The 18,319-nt window shown below is 64.7% G+C and carries 17 protein-coding genes; 8 read left to right on the forward strand and 9 right to left on the reverse strand.

What is annotated here, in order from left to right:
• Positions 1-2: 2 nt before the first annotated feature.
• The 5 genes from J5474_RS01835 to J5474_RS01855 all read left to right on the forward strand — a co-directional run bounded on the left by J5474_RS01835 (position 3) and on the right by J5474_RS01855 (position 6,168).
• Entirely contained in the window at positions 3-1,349 is a 1,347-nt protein-coding gene (locus J5474_RS01835; RefSeq protein WP_209358750.1) for a glutamine synthetase family protein, read from the forward strand.
• A 73-nt stretch (positions 1,350-1,422) separates the two neighbouring features.
• Complete coding sequence (locus tag J5474_RS01840; protein ID WP_209358752.1) at positions 1,423-2,106, forward strand: type 1 glutamine amidotransferase; 684 nt, start codon at positions 1,423-1,425, stop codon at positions 2,104-2,106.
• Positions 2,103-3,461: a glutamine synthetase family protein gene (locus tag J5474_RS01845; protein ID WP_209358754.1), complete on the forward strand. Its 1,359-nt coding sequence runs from the start codon at positions 2,103-2,105 to the stop codon at positions 3,459-3,461. Before J5474_RS01840 ends, J5474_RS01845 begins: the two co-directional genes overlap by 4 nt.
• A gap of 93 nt (positions 3,462-3,554) precedes the next feature.
• The gene (locus J5474_RS01850) at positions 3,555-4,856 is read left to right on the forward strand and encodes an NAD(P)/FAD-dependent oxidoreductase (protein WP_209358757.1); all 1,302 of its coding nucleotides are present in this window, start codon (positions 3,555-3,557) and stop codon (positions 4,854-4,856) included.
• A 106-nt stretch (positions 4,857-4,962) separates the two neighbouring features.
• A complete protein-coding gene (locus tag J5474_RS01855) occupies positions 4,963-6,168 on the forward strand; it encodes a DegT/DnrJ/EryC1/StrS family aminotransferase (RefSeq protein WP_245216185.1) in 1,206 nt (401 codons plus the stop codon).
• Between the two features lie 103 nt (positions 6,169-6,271).
• Here the strand turns inward: J5474_RS01855 and phaR are convergent, their stop codons facing one another.
• Positions 6,272-6,829, reverse strand: coding sequence for a polyhydroxyalkanoate synthesis repressor PhaR (gene phaR, locus J5474_RS01860; protein ID WP_209358759.1), 558 nt, complete (start codon positions 6,827-6,829; stop codon positions 6,272-6,274).
• Positions 6,830-6,954: 125 nt separating this feature from the next.
• On the reverse strand, positions 6,955-8,448 hold the full coding sequence (xseA, locus tag J5474_RS01865; protein WP_209358762.1) for an exodeoxyribonuclease VII large subunit: 1,494 nt from the start codon (positions 8,446-8,448) through the stop codon (positions 6,955-6,957).
• 157 nt (positions 8,449-8,605) lie between these two features.
• Between xseA and purD the strand changes: the two genes are divergently transcribed.
• Positions 8,606-9,868, forward strand: a complete 1,263-nt coding sequence (purD, locus tag J5474_RS01870) for a phosphoribosylamine--glycine ligase (protein ID WP_209358764.1) — start codon at positions 8,606-8,608, stop codon at positions 9,866-9,868.
• An 89-nt stretch (positions 9,869-9,957) separates the two neighbouring features.
• On the opposite strand, the gene J5474_RS01875 is transcribed toward purD, so the two are convergent.
• The 3 genes from J5474_RS01875 to mgtE are packed head-to-tail and all read right to left on the reverse strand — an operon-like array spanning position 9,958 to position 12,461.
• The gene (locus J5474_RS01875) at positions 9,958-10,470 is read right to left on the reverse strand and encodes a DUF2799 domain-containing protein (protein WP_209358766.1); all 513 of its coding nucleotides are present in this window, start codon (positions 10,468-10,470) and stop codon (positions 9,958-9,960) included.
• A gap of 24 nt (positions 10,471-10,494) precedes the next feature.
• Entirely contained in the window at positions 10,495-11,070 is a 576-nt protein-coding gene (locus J5474_RS01880; RefSeq protein WP_209358768.1) for a 5-formyltetrahydrofolate cyclo-ligase, read from the reverse strand.
• Entirely contained in the window at positions 11,070-12,461 is a 1,392-nt protein-coding gene (mgtE, locus tag J5474_RS01885) for a magnesium transporter (RefSeq protein ID WP_209358770.1), read from the reverse strand. The genes J5474_RS01880 and mgtE overlap by 1 nt, the downstream gene beginning before the upstream one ends.
• 114 nt (positions 12,462-12,575) lie before the next feature.
• Here mgtE and guaD point away from each other — a divergent pair, with 114 nt between their 5' ends.
• Positions 12,576-13,859 carry a guanine deaminase gene (gene guaD / locus J5474_RS01890; RefSeq protein ID WP_209358772.1) on the forward strand — a complete coding sequence of 428 codons (1,284 nt, stop codon included), beginning with the start codon at positions 12,576-12,578 and terminating at the stop codon, positions 13,857-13,859.
• A 12-nt stretch (positions 13,860-13,871) separates the two neighbouring features.
• On the opposite strand, the gene J5474_RS01895 is transcribed toward guaD, so the two are convergent.
• From J5474_RS01895 to J5474_RS01910, 4 genes are all read right to left on the reverse strand, one after another.
• Positions 13,872-14,306, reverse strand: coding sequence for a CAP domain-containing protein (locus J5474_RS01895; RefSeq protein ID WP_245216186.1), 435 nt, complete (start codon positions 14,304-14,306; stop codon positions 13,872-13,874).
• 27 nt (positions 14,307-14,333) lie between these two features.
• The gene (locus J5474_RS01900; RefSeq protein ID WP_209358774.1) at positions 14,334-15,665 is read right to left on the reverse strand and encodes an 8-oxoguanine deaminase; all 1,332 of its coding nucleotides are present in this window, start codon (positions 15,663-15,665) and stop codon (positions 14,334-14,336) included.
• Positions 15,666-15,676: 11 nt separating this feature from the next.
• A complete protein-coding gene (hisN, locus tag J5474_RS01905; protein WP_209358777.1) occupies positions 15,677-16,477 on the reverse strand; it encodes a histidinol-phosphatase in 801 nt (266 codons plus the stop codon).
• Positions 16,478-16,620: 143 nt separating this feature from the next.
• Positions 16,621-16,992 carry a helix-turn-helix domain-containing protein gene (locus tag J5474_RS01910; RefSeq protein ID WP_209358779.1) on the reverse strand — a complete coding sequence of 124 codons (372 nt, stop codon included), beginning with the start codon at positions 16,990-16,992 and terminating at the stop codon, positions 16,621-16,623.
• Between the two features lie 286 nt (positions 16,993-17,278).
• On the opposite strand from J5474_RS01910, the gene J5474_RS01915 reads away from it, so the two are divergent.
• Positions 17,279-18,247: an NADPH:quinone oxidoreductase family protein gene (locus J5474_RS01915; RefSeq protein WP_209358781.1), complete on the forward strand. Its 969-nt coding sequence runs from the start codon at positions 17,279-17,281 to the stop codon at positions 18,245-18,247.
• Positions 18,248-18,319 lie beyond the last annotated feature (72 nt).

An 18,319-nucleotide genomic window follows, 5' to 3' on the forward strand; every position in this document is an offset into this window, starting at 1 on the left:
ACATGCCCGCCCCCAGCGCCACATGGCTGCATGAGCATCCCCATATCCGCACCATCCGTGCCGCCGCCAGTGATCTGAACGGCGTCGCCCGCGGCAAACGGATGCCCATCCCTTCGGCCATCAAACTTCTGTCCGACGGCACCCGCTTTCCCTTCTCGGCTCTTTCGGTCGACATCTGGGGCGAGGACATCGAGGACAGTCCACTCGTCTTCGACACCGGCGACCGGGATGCCACCCTCTTCCCAACAGAACGCGGCTTTGTCCCCATGCCGTGGCTGGAAGCGCCTTCGGCCCTTATACCGCTGTGGATGTTCCACGAGGACGGGCGGCCCTACGACGGCGACCCGCGCCACGCGCTCAGCTACGTGCTGGATCGATACAAGGCACGCGGCCTGACGCCGGTCTGCGCGGTAGAACTGGAATTCTACCTGATCGACGACTCGGGTCGCTCGCTGCGTGTCCCGGTCTCGCCGCGCTCCGGAAAGCGGCGCGACATGGCAGAGGTGCTTTCGATTCGCGCGCTGGATGCCTTCGACACCTTCTTTACGGATCTCTACGACCACTGCGAGGAAATGGATATCCCGGCGGATACCATGATCTCAGAGGCGGGTCTGGGGCAGTTCGAAGTCAACCTGCTCCACCAGAACGATTCGCTGAAGGCGGCGGACGATGCGTGGCTGTTCAAGCAGCTGGTGAAGGGACTGGCGCGCAAGCACGGTTTCGCCGCGTCGTTCATGGCCAAACCCTACGAGGATTATGCCGGATCGGGAATGCACGCACATTTCTCCGTGCTGGATGAAAACGGTGTCAACGTATTTGACAACGGCGGGGCGGAGGGCACGACCACCCTGCAGCACGCCATCGCGGGTTGCATGGCCGCGCTGCACGATTCCACGCTGGTCTATGCGCCGCACATGAACAGTTACGAACGTTTCGTTCCAGGCGCTCATGCCCCCGGCGCGATCTGCTGGGCGTACGAGAACAGGACCGTGGCAGTTCGCGTGCCCTCGGGCAGCCCCGTGGCGCGACGGATCGAGCATCGCGTATCGGGCGGGGACGTGAACCCCTACCTCGCATTGGCGGCAATCCTCGGAGCCGCGCTGGTGGGGATCGAGGACGGCATGACACCGCCCCCCGCGATCACGGGCAATGCCTATGTGCAGGACCTGCCCCGCATCCCCTCGGACTGGGAGTCCGCGATCGACGCTTTCGAAAAGAGCACGATCCTGCCGCGCATCTTCCCGCGCGAAATGATCCGAAACTTTGTCATGCTGAAGCGTCAGGAATGTCGCGACATGGAAGAACTGACAGAGCAGGAGCGCGTGGACATCTACCTCGATACGGTGTGACACCAAGCCCTCGGGCTTTCCCTTGCCGCGCCGCGCAGGCGCGGCTACCTATGACACGATCTATGGTGCATCCATGAAAATCGGCATCCTCAAAACCGGCCCCGTACCCGACGCGCTGATCGCGGATTTCGGCGAATACCACGACATGTTCGAGGCGATGCTGGCGCCTTACGGCTTCGACTTTCAGGTCTGGTCCGTGGTCGATGGCGACTTCCCCCAGAGCTTGGAGGATGCGGACGGCTGGCTTATCACCGGCTCCCGCCACGGCGTTTACGAGGACCACCCCTGGCTGCCGCCGCTGGAACAGTGCATCCGCGACATCTTTGCGGCGGGGCGGCCTCTGATCGGCGTCTGTTTTGGCCATCAGGTGATCGCACAGGCGCTTGGCGGTCGGGTGGAAAAATACGCAGGCGGATGGGCCATCGGGCCGAAGGTCTACCATTTTCCCGACGGCCCCCGCGTCATCCAGGCCTGGCATCAGGATCAGGTCATCGCCCCGCCAGAGGGCGCGGTAACGCTGGCCCACTCCGACATGTGCGAACACGCGGCGCTGCTTTATCCGGGCAAAGCCTTCACCGTGCAGCCGCATCCGGAATTCGATGACGGTTTCATCCAGGGGCTGATGGACCACCGCGCAAAGGGGGTCGTGCCCGACGACGTTCTGGCAGAGGCGCAAGGGCGCATGGGTAAGGCGCTGGACCGCGACGCCATGGCGGCGATGTTCGCCAAATTCTTCCGCGAGAAGGAAATCTCATGACCGACAATCTCCAAGACCTCCCCGAAGCGGCGCGCGCCTTTCTCGAAGGGCGGCGGCTGGACGAAGTCGAATGCATCGTCGCCGACCTGCCTGGCATCGCCCGCGGCAAGGCCGTGCCCGCGTCGAAATTCGCCAAACAGGCCTACTTTCACCTGCCGGATTCGATCTTCTACCAGACCATCACAGGCGACTGGGGGGAGGCAGCCGGCCCCGATGGTTTCATCGAGCGGGACATGATTCTGCGACCCGACATGACCACGGCCACTGCCGCGCCATGGACAGGGGACTGGACGCTGCAGGTGATCCACGACGCCTTCGACCGCCACGGAGAGCCGATCCCGTTTTCCCCGCGCAACGTACTGAAACGGGTGGTGGAACTATACCGCGAGCAAGGCTGGAAGCCGGTGGTCGCGCCGGAGATGGAATTCTACCTAATCGCCCGCAACCTCGACCCCGCGCATGACATCAAACCGATGGTCGGCCGCTCGGGCCGCCCCGCGGCCGCGCGGCAGGCTTATTCGATGACTGCCGTGGACGAATTCGGCCCGGTGATCGACGATATTTACGACTTTGCCGAGGCGCAGGGATTCGAGATCGACGGAATTACGCAGGAGGGCGGCGCCGGGCAGCTGGAGATCAACCTGCGTCATGGATCGCCGGTCAAGCTGGCCGACGAGGTGTTCCATTTCAAACGTCTGATCCGCGAGGCCGCCTTGCGGCACGACTGCTTTGCCACCTTCATGGCAAAGCCGATCGCGGACGAACCGGGTTCGGCCATGCATATCCATCACTCGGTGCTGGATATCGAGACCGGCAAGAACCTGTTTTCCGACGAGAACGGCGAGGAAACAGCGGCTTTCCGGCATTTCATCGGCGGGATGCAGCGCCACATGCCGGCGGCGATCGCGGTCATGGCGCCCTACGTAAACAGCTACCGTCGCTATGTTCCGGATCACGCGGCGCCGATCAACCTCGAATGGGGCCGCGACAACCGCACGACGGGCATCCGTGTGCCACTGGCTTCGCCCGAGAGTCGCCGGGTCGAGAACCGCGTGGCGGGCATGGACTGCAACCCCTACCTCGGGATCGCGGCATCGCTGGCCTGCGGCTACCTCGGGCTGATGGCGCAACTGGAACCGTCGGATGAGTTCAAGGGCGACGCCTATGAGGGAGACGGCGATTTCCCTCAGGTACTGGGTTCCGCGCTCGATCTCTTCGAGGGGGCGCACGAGTTGCACCAGGTGCTTGGACCGGACTTCTGCCGCGTCTATGGCATCGTGAAACGGTCGGAATACGAAGAGTTCCTGCAGGTGATTTCCCCCTGGGAACGCGAGCACCTTCTGCTCAACGTCTGATCGGATTGCACGCCGCGCTGCGGGGCCCTGCCCCTCGCCTTCGGCTCACCCCGGAGAGTTTGTCACCAAGAAGAAGCAGGAAGGGGATTCCCGGTGAACCTCTTGTTTTCCAATGATCGGCGCGGGGAATACCCCGCAAGCCTGTATGCCGCCACGGCCCCGGCTCTGCCCCCCTTTGCGCCGCTCGAGGGCACCGCGCGCGCGGATGTAGTCGTGGTGGGCGGCGGTTATACCGGGCTCTCGGCGGCACTTCATCTGGCGGAAGAGGGCGTTGACGTAGCGCTGGTGGAGGCACACCGCGTAGGCTTTGGCGCCTCGGGACGCAACGGCGGGCAGCTGGGATCCGGACAACGACAGGACCAGTTGACGCTGGAGAAGATGCTGGGGGACGCACGCGCAAAAATCCTGTGGGATCTGGGCGAGGATGCCAAGGCGCTCGTGAAGGACCTCTGCGCGCGGCATGCCATCGACTGCGCTTTGAAGCCCGGTGTGGCCTGGGCCGCGACTTCTCAGGGCTCCGCCGAATGGATGCGCCGCTACGCGGAGCACATGGGGACGCGCTATGGCTATGCGATCGAGGGCATGGACGCCGCGCAGTTTGCCGATGTCTGCCCATCGCCCGCCTACCTCGGCGGGATGCTCGACCGGGGGGCTGCGCATCTCCACCCTCTGAAGCTGGCTCTCGGACTGGCACGCGCGGCCAGCGGCGCCGGGGCCCGCATTTACGAGAACACCCCCGTGAAGGAGATCGTCGAAGGCCCCCGTGTCCGGGTCAGGACCGAGGCGGGCGAGATCGAGGCCGACCACCTGATCCTTGCCACAGGCGGCTACCTCGGTAGTTTGAACGAACAGGTGGCCGCGCGGGTCATGCCGATCAACAATTTCATCGTCGCGACGGAGCCCTTGGGCGACGCGGCGCGGGAGGTGCTTGCGCAGGACGTTGCCGTGGCGGACGATCTCTTTGTGGTCAATTACTTCCGCCTCTCGGAGGACGGTCGCCTTCTGTTCGGTGGCGGCGAATCCTACGGCTACCGTTTTCCCGCCGATATCCGCGCCACCGTGCGTAAACCGCTGTCACGCATCTTTCCGCATCTCTCGGATACCGCACTGCCCTACGCCTGGGGCGGCACGCTGGCGATCACCATGAAGCGCCTGCCGCACCTCGCGCGGCTCGGTCCGAACGTGGTTTCTGCCTCCGGCTACTCCGGCCATGGCGTCGGAAATGCCGTACAGGCGGGGCGGCTGCTGGCCGAAGCGGTGCGCGGCCAGTCTGACGGCTTTGACACCTTCGCATCCCTGCCCGCGCCGGCCTTCCCCGGGGGGCGCGCCCTGCGCTCGCCGCTGCTTGCGCTGGCGATGACGTGGTTCTCCCTGCGCGACCGGCTGGGGCTTTAGCGCCGCACTGCAAGGGAAAGAATAACCGCCGCGACGCAAAGCGGCTTTGCTCGATCCAAGGTTCGATTTAGACTTCCGAAAACGGATCTTAAGGATTTTGAAAACCATGCTCCCCAACATGCATGACGCAGAGCCGATCCCCGAAGCCGCCCGTACCGAGATCGACCGCCTGCTGCAAAGTGGCGACCTCTTTCGTTACACCGCCCCCGAGGACGCACCCGTGTCCCTGCTCGAGCGCGAGTTCGCCGCCGAGATGGGGGTGAAGTATGCCCTTGCGGTGTCCTCCTGCTCTGCCGCGTTGTTCCTTTCGCTGAAGGCGCTCGACCTGCCGCGGGACGCACGAGTCATGATCCCGGGCTTCACCTTTGCCGCCGTGCCGTCGTCGATCGTGCACGCGGACCTCGTTCCCGTACTTTGCGAATGCGGGGCGGATTACCGAATCGTGATGGAGGACTTCGCAGCAAAGCTGGATACCGTTTCGGCCGTCATCGTCAGCCATATGCGCGGGCATACTTCGGATATGGACGCCATCATGGCGCTTTGCGATGCACGCGGCATCCCGGTGATCGAGGACGCGGCGCACAGCCTTGGCACCACCTGGCACGGCCGCAAGATCGGCACGCTGGGGCGAATTGGCTGCTTTTCTTTTCAATCCTACAAACTGTTGAACGCCGGCGAAGGCGGCATTCTCATCACCGACGATCCGGAGGTCGTTGCCCGCGCCGTGATTCTCTCTGGCGCTTACGAACACATGTGGCGCAAACACCTCCGTCCCGGCGACAACGGCGCTGCGCTGGAGCAGGCCTTCCAGCGCTGGCAGAACCGGCTGCCGCTGTATAACCTGCGCATGTCAAACCTTGCTGCCGCCGTGATCCGCCCACAAATTCCCGAAATTGCGCGCCGAGTGTCCGATGGCCGGCGCAACCATGACCGCGTGGCCGCGGCAATCAATGCTTCGCCGTGGATCTGGGTACCGTCAAGTCTCGCGCCGGAGGAACGCGCACCCGACTCGCTGCAGTTCAATCTCAGCGGCATGGATGAAACCCAGACCCGCGCCTTTGTCGCAGAAGCGGCGCGCGAAGGCGTGAAGGTGCAGGTGTTCGGCCTGACCGAGGACAATGCCCGCGCCTATTGGAACTGGGGTTTCCTGGCCGAGATGCCGGACCTGCCGCAAACCCGCGCCATGCTGATGTGCGCCTGCGACACCCGCCTGCCCGCACGCCTGACGCTGGCGGACTGCGACGCGGTAGCAGAAATCCTGATTCGGGCAGCCGAAGTGGTCATGGCACCAACGCGGGCCTACGGCACGTAATCCCCCGGGCGCCTGAAATTTCCGACTCGCCCCGCGAGAAAAGACGCGAAAACACAAAGGGCGCGCCTGTTGCGCGCCCTCAGAACCGGCGCCTGCCAGATGCCTAGTTCCCCATTCTCGAAAGTTTTGCCTGTAATTCGGCGAGTTGCTTCTTAATGTCGTCCAGATCATCACCCCCGGAAGCCGCCTCGGGACGCCCGTCCGGCATCGGCCCGGTGGAACCCATCGGCACGCCCGAGGTCATCGCCTTGAGGAACGCCTCCTGCTGCGCCTGCATCGCCTCGAAACTCTTGGCGAGGTTCGGGTTCACCTGCCCCATGCCCTCCACCCACTTCGACTGGCTGTCGCGGAACATGTCGAAGGTCTGCGCAAGAAACTGAGGCACGGTGGAGGTGGCCTGCGTCGTATAGCTCCGTACGAGATCGGTCAGCACGTTGATGGGCAGGACCGATTCACCCTTGCTTTCATGTTCGGCCACGATCTGGAGAAGGTATTGCCGCGTCAGGTCGTCGCCTGATTTCAGGTCCACGATCTGCACATCCCGCCCATCGCGGATGAAACCGGCGATATCCTCCAGGGTCACGTAATCCGAGGTCTCGGTATTGTACAGCCGCCGGCTGGCGTAGCGTTTGATGAGCAATGGTTTTTCTTGGTTGGCCATAGGCTCCCCTCCCCGGCATATGCAGCGATTGCAGAAAAGCCTATGCGAGCGCAGAACAAAAGAAAAGCCTCCTGTGAGTCTGAGAGCCTGCCGCTAGGACATTCATTTTCCCCGAGGATTCGCGATCAGAAAAGAGAGCCCTGCTCGGGCGGCTTCGGCTTTGTCTTCGCGCGGGGCGATTTTGTCTGCGCTGCAGCACCGTCGCCCTCCAGCGCCAGGCGCCCGTCGGCGAACTCGATCTCCAGCGCCTGAGCTGCCCGCGCCTGTGCCGTGGTTGTTACAACCTGCCCGTCGCCCCGCACCACGGCGTAACCGCGCTTCAGCGTCGCGCGATAGCCAAGCGTTTCATTCAACCGCCCCAGCGCCTCCGCCCGGCGGTTCAGATCCGCCAGCCGCGCACCCTGGACCTCGGACATGCGGGCGGACAGCCGGTCGAGCCGCTCCCGTCCCTGACGGACCTCCCGCATAATGGCCTGCGGCGTCAGCCGCGCAGCGCGATCCTCCAGCCGCTTGCGTTCGCTCTCCAGCATCCTTCGCAACAACCCCGGACGCAGCGCACCGGCGGTTTCCGACAGCTTCAGCCGCTGCAGGCCGACCGCGCGCGACAGGCCTGCGGGCAGACGATCCGTCAGCGTGTCGAGCCGCTGACGCGGCCCGTCCAGCAAGGTCTCCGGGCGTGGCAGGGCGCGACCGAGATCACGCAACCGCTGGCCGCGATGTTCCAGCCGCAGCGCCATGGCCCGCGTCGCACGCAATCCCATGTCCCGCGCCTGCGCCGCCAGTTCCATGCGCACCGGCACCGCCAGTTCCGCCGCCGCGGTGGGTGTCGGCGCCCGCTTGTCCGACACGAAATCGATCAGCGTCGTATCCGTCTCGTGCCCCACGGCGGAGATCAGCGGGATTTCGGAGGCCGCCGCCGCCCGCGCAACGACTTCCTCGTTGAAGCCCCAGAGATCTTCGACGGATCCGCCGCCGCGTGCCACGATCAACAGGTCAGGACGCGGCAGCGCGCCCCCCGGCGTCATCTGATTGAAGCCATCGATCGCCCGCGCGACCTCGGCCGCGCAATTCGCACCCTGCACAGCGACCGGCCAGATCAGCACCTTGCGCGGAAAGCGGTCGCGCAGCCGATGCAGGATGTCCCGGATCACCGCCCCCGAAGGGGAGGTCACGACGCCGATGATTTCGGGCAGATAGGGCAAGGGCCGCTTGCGCCCCGCATCGAACAGTCCCTCCGCTGCCAGTTTCGCCTTGCGCTTTTCCAGCATCGCCATCAGGGCACCGGCCCCCGCCGGCACCATGTCTTCGATGACGATCTGGTATTTGGACTGCCCGGGGAAGGTGGTCAGACGCCCGGTGGCGACAACCTCCATACCCTCCTCGGGCGGATTGGGCAGCCGTGCCGCGACGCCTTTCCAGATGATCCCGGCGATCACCGCCTTGTCATCCTTTAGGTCGAGATAGACATGGCCCGAGCGCGGGCGCGACACGCGGCCCACCTCGCCGCGCACCCGAACGTGTCCGAAACCGCCCTCGATGGTGCGTTTCACCGCCCCAGAGAGTTCCGAGACGCTGAATTCCGGCGTGTTCCCCTCGCCTGCCTCGTCGATCAAGTCCATCAGCCAAACCTTGCCCTTGCCTCGGCCTGACCTTAAAGCACCCCTCAAGGATCCGAAAGCGCCCGCCCTGCTTCTTCGTGGCAGAAATACTCCGGGGGGAGCGCCGGAGGCACGGGGGGCGGCGCCCCCTCCCTAGACTGGTGAAGGAAACAGGCCCATGAACATCCTCATCCTCGGCGGCGGCGGCCGCGAGCACGCCCTCGCATGGGCCGCCCTGCAGAATCCCAAGTGCGACAAGCTCATCGTCGCGCCCGGCAACGCGGGCATCGCGCAGATCGCGGAATGCGCCTCCATCGACATCGAGGACGGCGGCACCGTGGCTGAATTCGCCGCAGAGAACGCCATCGAGCTCGTCATCATCGGCCCGGAGGCACCGCTCGCGGCGGGCGTGGCCGACCGCCTGCGCGAAGCCGGCCTGTCGGTCTTCGGCCCCTCCGCCGCTGCCGCCCGGCTCGAAGCGTCGAAATCCTTCACCAAGGAAATTTGCGACGCCTGTCACGCTCCCACCGCAGCCTATGGCCACTTCACCGAGGCCGATGCCGCAAAGGCTTATATCCGTGCAGGAACCGCCCCGGTGGTGGTAAAAGCCGACGGCCTGGCCGCTGGCAAGGGCGTCATCATCGCCGAAACCCTGGAAGAGGCCTGTGCTGCCGTTGACGACATGTTCGGCGGTGCCTTCGGCGGCGCAGGCGCGGAGGTGGTGATCGAGGAGTTCATGACCGGCGAAGAGGCGTCGTTTTTCGTCCTTGTCGATGGAGAGGACTGTCTTCCCATCGGGACCGCGCAGGACCACAAGCGTGTAGGCGACGGCGACACCGGCCCGAACACCGGCGGCATGGGAGCTTACTCGCCTGCCCCCATCATGACCGATACCGTCACACAAAAGGCATTGGATGACATCGTACGCCCCTGCATGGCGGAAATGGTCCGGCGCGGCACCCCGTATCAGGGCGTGCTCTACGTCGGGCTGATGATCGAGAACGGCCAGCCAAGATTGGTGGAGTACAACGCCCGCTTTGGTGATCCGGAATGCCAGGTCCTGATGCTGCGCCTGGGCGCGCAGGCGCTCGATCTGATCCATGCCTGCGCCGAGGGCCGCCTGTCCGAAGCCCGTGTCAACTGGGCGGACGACCACGCCATGACCGTCGTCATGGCCGCAAAGGGCTACCCCGATGCCTACGAAAAAGGCACCGTGATAAAGGGACTGGAAGCCATCTCCGACGACTCGATGACTGTCATGTTTCATGCGGGCACCACGGCGAAGGACGGGGCGGTCACCGCCACCGGGGGCCGGGTCCTGAACGCCACCGCCCGTGGCGCCACCCTTCAGGAAGCCCGCGACCGCGCCTATGCCATGGTCGATGCCATCGACTGGCCCGAGGGGTTCTGCCGCCGCGACATCGGCTGGCGGGCCCTGTGATCCGATTCGGGGAGCGGCAAGCACCCAACGATGTGAAGCTCGGACACGCACCCTCCTGACCACCAGCCGCTGCAGAGACGCGCGCTGCTTCAGAAAGACGTGTAGAGGATGCGGCGCGCCTTCAGCTGACTGATCCGCGCCTCGAGGCGGTTGATCCTGAGCATCACTCCGGCCCGGCGCGCAGGATCGTCGGCGGCGATGAGTTCGGTTCGCAGGTCGCGCACCTCGTCCTTCAGATCCGAGATAGTCTCGCTCAGTTCGTAGTACCGCGTGCCGCGATCGTGTGCATCCGCCAGCGCGGGCAGGCTCCCCGCCGGGCAGACAGGTGAGAGCGCGCGCCCCTCGCGTCCTTCGCGGTAGGCCCGTGTGGGCGTGCAATAGATCGTTAGCCCAGCTTGCCGCCCCGCCTCCCAACGCGCGACATCCGGCAGAACGGAGACTTTCTCACAGGCGCGCGCGTGATGGGCGACGTAGTCCGCCATCCGCCCGTCTGCGCCGTCTCGCTGACCGATCTCACGCCAGTTTCCAAGGCGGCATTCGTCCTCCGACAACGTGGCACAGCCAGTGAAAGCCATAAAGGCCCCGAATACCAGAAAACGCATGGACGTCCTCCCTTCGGTTAGATCTCAGCCTGCCGGCTCGATGATCTGTGCCTCCGTCACGATCAGGTCGAGCGGTTGGTCCGTTTCCTCCAAAGGCAGATCGTCCATCTCCTGTGCAGCAAAGGCAAAACCGATGGCGAGCGTCGGACGCTTCGCCCGCAGGGCTGCGAGCGTCCGGTCATAAAAGCCGCCGCCGTATCCCAGCCGCCCCCCCCCACGGGAGAAGGCCAGCAACGGTACAATCAGAATTTCAGGCTCCATCCGCGCGCCAGAGAGCGGGATGCGGGCACCGAACGGCCCCTCGACCATGGCGCAGTCGGGTTCCCAGCAAGCGAAACTCAGCGGTTGCCCTGCGCCATCTATCACCGGCACGCCGACGGGGCCATGCGCGGCAGCCTCCGCCATGGCCGCCAACGGGTCGATCTCTGTCCGGATTGCCATGTAACCACTCAGCGGGACACCGCGATAGCCCGCGAGAACCTCACTCAATCGTCCCGCCTGCCCGGGTTCTCTGGCTTCAAACGCGGCCTTTCGTGCCGCGAATGCCGCCTTGCGCGCCGCCGCCTTGCGCGCCGCCGCCTTGCGCGCCTCCGGCGTCATCACAGCAACACCACCACGGCGAGTCCGAGGAACGCAAAGAAGCCCACCACATCGGTCACCGTCGTGACGAAGGCCCCCGAGGCCAGCGCCGGGTCCACGCCGACCTTGTCCAGAACCACGGGAATGACAATTCCCGCCAGACCCGCCACCACGAGGTTGATGATCATCGCCGTGGCGATCACCCCACCCAGCGCGGGCGAGCCGAACCAGATCAACCCGACGATCCCCATCACGACGGCAAAGGTCACCCCGTTTATCAGACCCACCGCGCCCTCGCGGCGGATGACACGCCAGAGGTTCGCGCCGGTAAGGTCCTTCGTCGCGAGCGCACGCACCGCCACTGTCAGCGATTGCGTGCCCGCGTTACCGCCCATGGAAGCGACGATAGGCATGAGAACCGCCAACGCGACCACGGTGGCAATGGCGTCTTCGAACTGCGCGATCACCAGCGATGCCATCACAGCTGTCACCAGGTTCACGGCCAGCCACGGGATGCGCCGTTTCACGGTGTCGATCACCGCGTCCGACAGGCGGCTTTCGCCATCGACACCAGCGAGGCGCAGAATGTCCTCCTCGTTTTCCTCGTCCAGCACCGCCATGGCGTCGTCGATGGTGATGACCCCCACCAGCCGCTCGTTTTCGTCCACCACCGGGGCCGAAATCAGGTGGTACTGGTTGAAGGCATAGGCGACCTCGCCCTCTTCACGCAGCACCGAGATGGTGTGAAAGCTCTCCTCCCCGATCGATTTGAGCGTCACGTCGCGGCGCGATGACATGATCCGGCCCAGTGTGACATTCGCCACCGGACGAAGCTTCGGGTCGACAAGGATGACGTGATAGAACTGCTCCGGCAGGTTCTCCGAAGACCGCAGGAAATCGATGGCCTCGCCGACGCTCCAGTGCTCCGGCGCCATGACGAATTCGCGTTGCATCAGGCGCCCGGCGGAAAACTCCGGGTAGGTCAGCGACTGCTGAACGGCAAGGCGCTCGCTTTCAGGCAGCACGTCAAGGATCGCGCCCTGCTGCTCCTCGTCGAGATCCTCGATCAGGTCGACAACGTCGTCCGAGTCGAGCTCCCGTACCGCCTCAGCCAGCACCTGCGGCGTCATGATTCCAATGACGTCCTCGCGCAGGGTCTCGTCGAGTTCCGACAGGATCTCGCCGTCCATCTCCTGACCGTATAACAGGATCAGCCGCCTGCGGTCGAAGGCGTTGATCTGCTCCAGAAGGTCGGCGATGTCCGCGGCGTGCAGCGGCTCCATGAGCGCGACAAGCGTCTCACGGTCCTCGCGATCCACCGCATAGAGGATCTGCGCCACCGCCTTGCGGTCGAGTTCGTAACCGTCGTCGAGGATTTCATCCCGAGTGGACGCTTCGCCGGTTTCCGCCATTTGCCTGCTCTCCGCCGTTTCTTGGCCTGCAACTTAAGGCAACGCAACGGCAAGAAACAGGGTCGATTGTTCTTCCGTTCTGGCAGAAATATCCTGCATCCGAAGGAGAACCGCATGACCGCAGACCTGCACCTTGGACAGTTGATCCTTTTCGACGGAAACCCGTTTCTTTCCGGCGTGTCGGCGGGGCGGCACCTGCGTTCAGGCGCGATCCTTGTCGAAAGTGGCACAATTGTGCGGGTGGGCGAAACCGAAGCCCTTCGTGACGCGAACCCGCAGGCTAGGATCCACGACCACGGCGCGCGGCTTCTGCTGCCGGGTTTTGTCGATGCCCACGCGCATTATCCGCAGACCGGGATGATCGCCAGCTGGGGCAAACGGCTGATCGACTGGCTCAACAGCTATACCTTCCCCGAGGAGATGCGTTTCGACGATGCCGCCTACGCGGCGGAGGTGGCGGAGCGCTACCTCGATCTGCTGATCGCCCACGGCACGACGAGCGTCTGCAGCTTCTGCACCATCCACCCCGAGTCGGTCGACGCGCTTTTTTCCGCCGCCGAAGCGCGCAACATGCGGGTCTTTGCGGGCAAGACCTGCATGGATCGCAACGCCCCCGATGGGCTACGGGATACCGCACAGTCCGCCTACGACGACTCGAAGGCACTGCTGGCGCGCTGGCACGGCAGGGGCCGAGCCTCCTACGTCATCACGCCACGCTTTTCCCCCACCTCGACGCCGGAACAGCTCGGCGCGCTTGGCGCTCTCTGGGCAGAACATCCCGATTGCCTCATGCAGACCCACCTGTCTGAACAGGTGGAGGAGATCGCATGGGTTAAATCGCTCTACCCACGGGCGCGCGATTACCTCGACACATATGAAATGCACGGGTTGCTGGGCAAGGGCGGGCTTTATGGTCATGCCATCCACCTGGAGCCGCGCGAACGTGACCGGCTGCGCGAGGTTGGCGCCGGGCTGGTTCATTGTCCGACCTCGAACACCTTCATCGGATCGGGGCTGTTCGACATGGCAGGACTGATGGCCGAGGGGCAGCGGATCGGGCTCGCCACGGATACCGGCGGTGGGTCGTCCTTCTCCATGCTGCGCACCATGGCGGCGGCTTACGAGATCGGACAGTTGCGTGGCCGCCCCCTGCATCCGGCCGAACTACTGTGGCTGGCAACAGAAGGTTCCGCCGACACTCTGCGTGACGACCGTATCGGCCGCCTGAAACCGGGGGCGGATGCGGATTTCATCGCGCTTGATCTGGCCTCCACCCCCGCCATTGCACAGCGTGCGGATCGGGCGGAGGACATCTGGGAGGCGCTTTTCCCCACCATCATGATGGGCGATGACCGTGCAATGAGTGGCACCTGGGTGGCAGGAGAGCGGCTCAAGTGACGCCACCGCGGCTCAGCAGCCATCCGCGCCCAGAACCAGAACCCAGATGTCACCGGGCGCACGGACCAGCCCGTATTCCCTGATATTCGGGTGCAACAGGTTCGCCCGGTGGCCGGGCGACTGCACCCATGCGCCCAGCACCTCCGTCAGGGTGTTTTGGCCTTGCGCCAGATTTTCCGCGATCGTGCAGGCGCCATAGCCCTGCCGCCGCGCCCGCGCCATCACATCGCTCCCGTCAGAACCTTCGTGCCCGAAGAACCCCCGCCGTGCCATGTCGAGTGCGTGGCGCTTTGCCGCTTCCTCCAACCGGGGCGACGACACCACCGGTTCAAGACCCTGCTCCGCCCGGAGGCCGTTCAGCATCTGCCGCACCGGCTGTGCCGACCCCGCGCCGGGCAGCAAGGCCACCAGCGCCAGACCGAAAACCACCGCATTCAAATTGCCCATTGCATACCCTCCGCCGCCTTGCCCGCATCAGACCAGAGCGCGGGCAAGGCTGTTCTGCTTCACGATAGTTTCACGCAGGTCGACTGTCACCACCTCGCCGTCGCGCACCACCTGTCGCCCCTCGACGATCAAGTGCCGCACGCGTGCAGGCCCCGCCAGCACCAGCGCCGCCACGTCCCAGCTTCCCGCACTCTCGATACCCGAAACGTCCCAAAGCGCGATATCGGCGCGCTTGCCAACGGCGATCTGACCGCAATCCGCGCGTCCCAGAACCTCCGCTCCGCCGCGTGTGGCAATTCGCAACGCCTCCCGAGCGCTCATGGCATCGGCACCCTTCGACACCCGTTGCAACAGCATCGCCTGCCGCGCTTCTCCCATCAGGCTGCCGGCGTCGTTCGAGGCGGAGCCATCGACGCCCAAGCCTACCTTCACGCCCGCATCCCGCATCGCCCGCACCGGAGCGACGCCGGAACCGAGGCGGCAGTTGGAACAAGGGCAATGTGCAACACCCGTCCGCGAGCGGGCAAAGAGGCCGATCTCCGACCCGTCGAGTTTCACGCAATGTGCGTGCCAGACGTCCGGACCGGTCCAACCCAGTTCCTCTGCGTATTGGCCGGGGCGGCAGCCGAATTTCGCCTCGGAATAGGCGATATCCTCGTCGTTTTCTGCAAGATGCGTGTGCAGCATCACGCCCTTGTCGCGCGCCAGTATCGCGGCGTCGCGCATCAGGTTCCGGCTGACGCTGAACGGCGAACAGGGCGCCACGCCCACACGCACCATCGCGCCCTCCGACGGGTCGTGAAAGGCGTCGATCACCCGGATACAATCCTCGAGGATAGCGTCCTCCCGCTCCACCAGTGAATCCGGCGGCAGGCCGCCCGCACTTTCGCCGATGCTCATGGCGCCACGCGTGGGGTGAAACCGCAGCCCCACCTCGCGCGCGGCCGCGATTGTGTCGTCCAGCCGCGCACCGTTCGGATAGAGGTAGAGATGATCGGACGTCATCGTGCAGCCCGAAAGCGCCAGTTCCGCCAGCCCGGCCAGAGCCGAGACAAACATGTGCTCCGGGCTGAACCTGGCCCAGATCGGGTAGAGCGTCTTCAGCCAGCCGAAGAGCAGAGCGTCCTGAGCGCCGGGCACCGCGCGGGTCAGGGTCTGGTACAGGTGGTGGTGCGTGTTCACCAACCCCGGCGTCACGACGCAGGTCGCGGCATCGATTATCACGCCGGACGTGGTCAGCCCTGGCGCGATACCCACGATGACTCCGTCGCGCAGCAGAATGTCGGTACCCTCGGGTTCTGACCCGGCGTCGTCCATGGTCAGCACGTGACGGGCGTTGCGGATCAGGGTCTCGGCCATGCGAAGGCACCTCAGAAGGTTTTCAGGATCTCCAGCGCCTGCGCGTGCAGCGTGGTATTGGCGGCGGCCAGCACGCGACCGCCGTCGTGTGCCGACCCGCCCTGCCAGTCGGTAACGATACCGCCCGCCGCCTCGATCACTGCCAATGGCGCCTGAATGTCGTAAGCCTGAAGCCCCGCCTCGATCACGAGGTCGATCTGCCCTGCCGCCAGCAGCGCGTAGGCGTAGCAATCCATGCCGTAACGCGTCAGTTTCACCCGGTCGCGCACCGCCTCGAAGCCTGCACGCTCGATGGCGCTGCCGACCTCCGGAAAGGTGGTAAAAAGGATGGCGTCCTCCAGCCGCGATGTCCCGCGCGTGCGCAGCGCGCCGCCGCCGCGCGGCCCGGTCCAGTCGGCACGTCCCAGACCGCCGGTAAAGCGTTCGCTCGTGTAGGGTTGGTCGACCACGCCCAGCAGGGGGCCGTTCTGGTCCGAAACGGCAATGAGCACGCCCCATGTGGCCGTGCCGGACAGGAAGGCCCGCGTGCCATCGATCGGGTCGAGCACCCATGTCAGGCCGGTGGTGCCCTCGGTCTGCCCGAATTCCTCTCCGAGGACTGCATCCTGGGGTCGCCGTCGCGCCAGAACCGCACGCATGGCCTGTTCGGAGGCACGGTCCGCCGCCGTCACCGGATCGAAACCCTGCGTCAGCTTGTTGTCCGCCACAAGCCCCTGGGAACGAAAGAACGGCAGGATCGCCGATCCTGCCGCTTCTGCCAGTTCATGGGCGGTGGCGATCAACTCGCCCGCCAGCGCCGTGTCAATCTGCATTCTGCTGCCCTCTCCGCCGATCCGATCCCGTCACCGGCTACCGCAGGCGGGCGAAGGGCTCAAGCGGCCGTTGCGCCAGTATCTCGAACAAGCCCGGCATCGCGGCAGGCCCAGACTGGGGCGACACGCCTGTCAGCCCCGGGTCAGGCCACGTCGGAGAGCACGCGCGCCAGTTCAAACAGGCGGCGGCGCTGGTTTTCCGGGATGGCGTAGTAGGAGCGCACGAGGTCCAGCGCTTCCTTGTCGCCGAGGATGTCAGCCGGGACGCTGTCGGTGGACTGCGCTTCGGCGTTCTCTGTCTCGATCCCCTCGAAGAAGAAGGACACCGGCACTTCCAGCGCGTCGGCAATATCCCAAAGGCGGGAAGCGCTCACACGGTTGGCACCGGTCTCATACTTCTGGATCTGCTGGAACTTGATGCCGACCTTTTCGGCCAACTGCTGCTGGGTCATGCCGACCAGCCAGCGACGGTGCCGGATACGCTTGCCAACGTGTACATCAACGGGATGCGCCATCTTCTTGTTTTCCTGTTCTATGGGTGTGGCCCGATGAGCGACCCGGTATCTGGTGACCGCCCGAACCCAGCCTCATCCTGCACGTGTATGGCCTGATGTGCTACAGCAAAACCGTGCCAAAAATCAAGACGCACCACCGCCTAATAATGGTAAACGATTTTCCGATTCAACATAAAGTTGAAATCATTCCGACCTTGTTGATGTGCGGCTGTACCGCGGTCATTCTCGCCCCCGAAGGCACGCCGCAATCGGATTTGAGGCGAGCGCAAAAGGATAGGAGACCCCCATGCGTGCGTTGACAGTGTCAAGCCCCGGAATAGCGCCGACGCTAACGGATACATCGATTCCGCTCCCGGACAGGGGTGAAATCCGTGTCAAAATTGCCGCATGTGGGCTGAATTTTGCCGATTTGTTGATGGTCAAAGGCACCTATCAGGATACGCCCCCCCTCCCCTTCATCCTCGGGATGGAGGTATCGGGGACAATTGATTCGCTCGGGGAAGGTGTCACAGGCTTCGCGCCGGGGGACCGCGTGGCGGTTTTCGGCGGCCAGGGCGGGCTGGCGGAGTTCGGCTGTTTCGATGCCGCACGGGCGGTGAAACTGCCGGATACGATGCCCTTTACCGAGGCCGCGGCCTTTCAGGTTGCATACGGCACCAGTCACCTTGCTCTCGATCATCGGGCACGGCTGCAACCCGGCGAGACGCTGCTCGTACTGGGGGCCGCAGGCGGCGTGGGTCTGACCGCCGTGGAAATCGGCAAGCTCATGGGCGCCACTGTCATCGCCTGTGCCCGCGGCGCGGCGAAACTCGAGGCGGCGAATGCTGCCGGGGCCGACCACCTGATCGACGCCAGCACGCAGGACATCCGCGCCGAGGTGAAGGCGCTTGGCGGTGCCGACGTGGTCTACGATCCGGTCGGCGGTGAGCAATGGGAGGCCGCCTTTCGGGCCTGCAACCCGGAGGCGCGGCTGATCCCCATCGGGTTTGCGTCCGGTGATGTGCCACAGGTCAAGACCAACCATTTGCTGGTCAAAAACCTCTCCGTGCTGGGCGTCTACTGGGGCGGATACCTCGCCTTTCGGCCCGATGTGCTGACCGCCTCCCTTGCAACGCTGATGCAATGGCACGCCGAAGGAAAGCTGCGGCCCCATGTCTCTGCTACCTTTCCGCTGGAAGAGGCGAACAAGGGCCTCGACATGCTGCGTGACCGCCGCTCCACCGGAAAGGTCGTGATAACCGTTCAGGATCTCTGATCCCGTGCGCCTCCAGGGCGGAAGCCGGAAACCGCGACGGTTTCCGGCCCTGCAAGGCCAGTGCCCGTCCGA

Origin of the sequence: Sagittula salina, from assembly GCF_017813235.1 — a bacterium.
Taxonomy (GTDB): Bacteria; Pseudomonadota; Alphaproteobacteria; order Rhodobacterales; family Rhodobacteraceae; genus Sagittula; species Sagittula salina.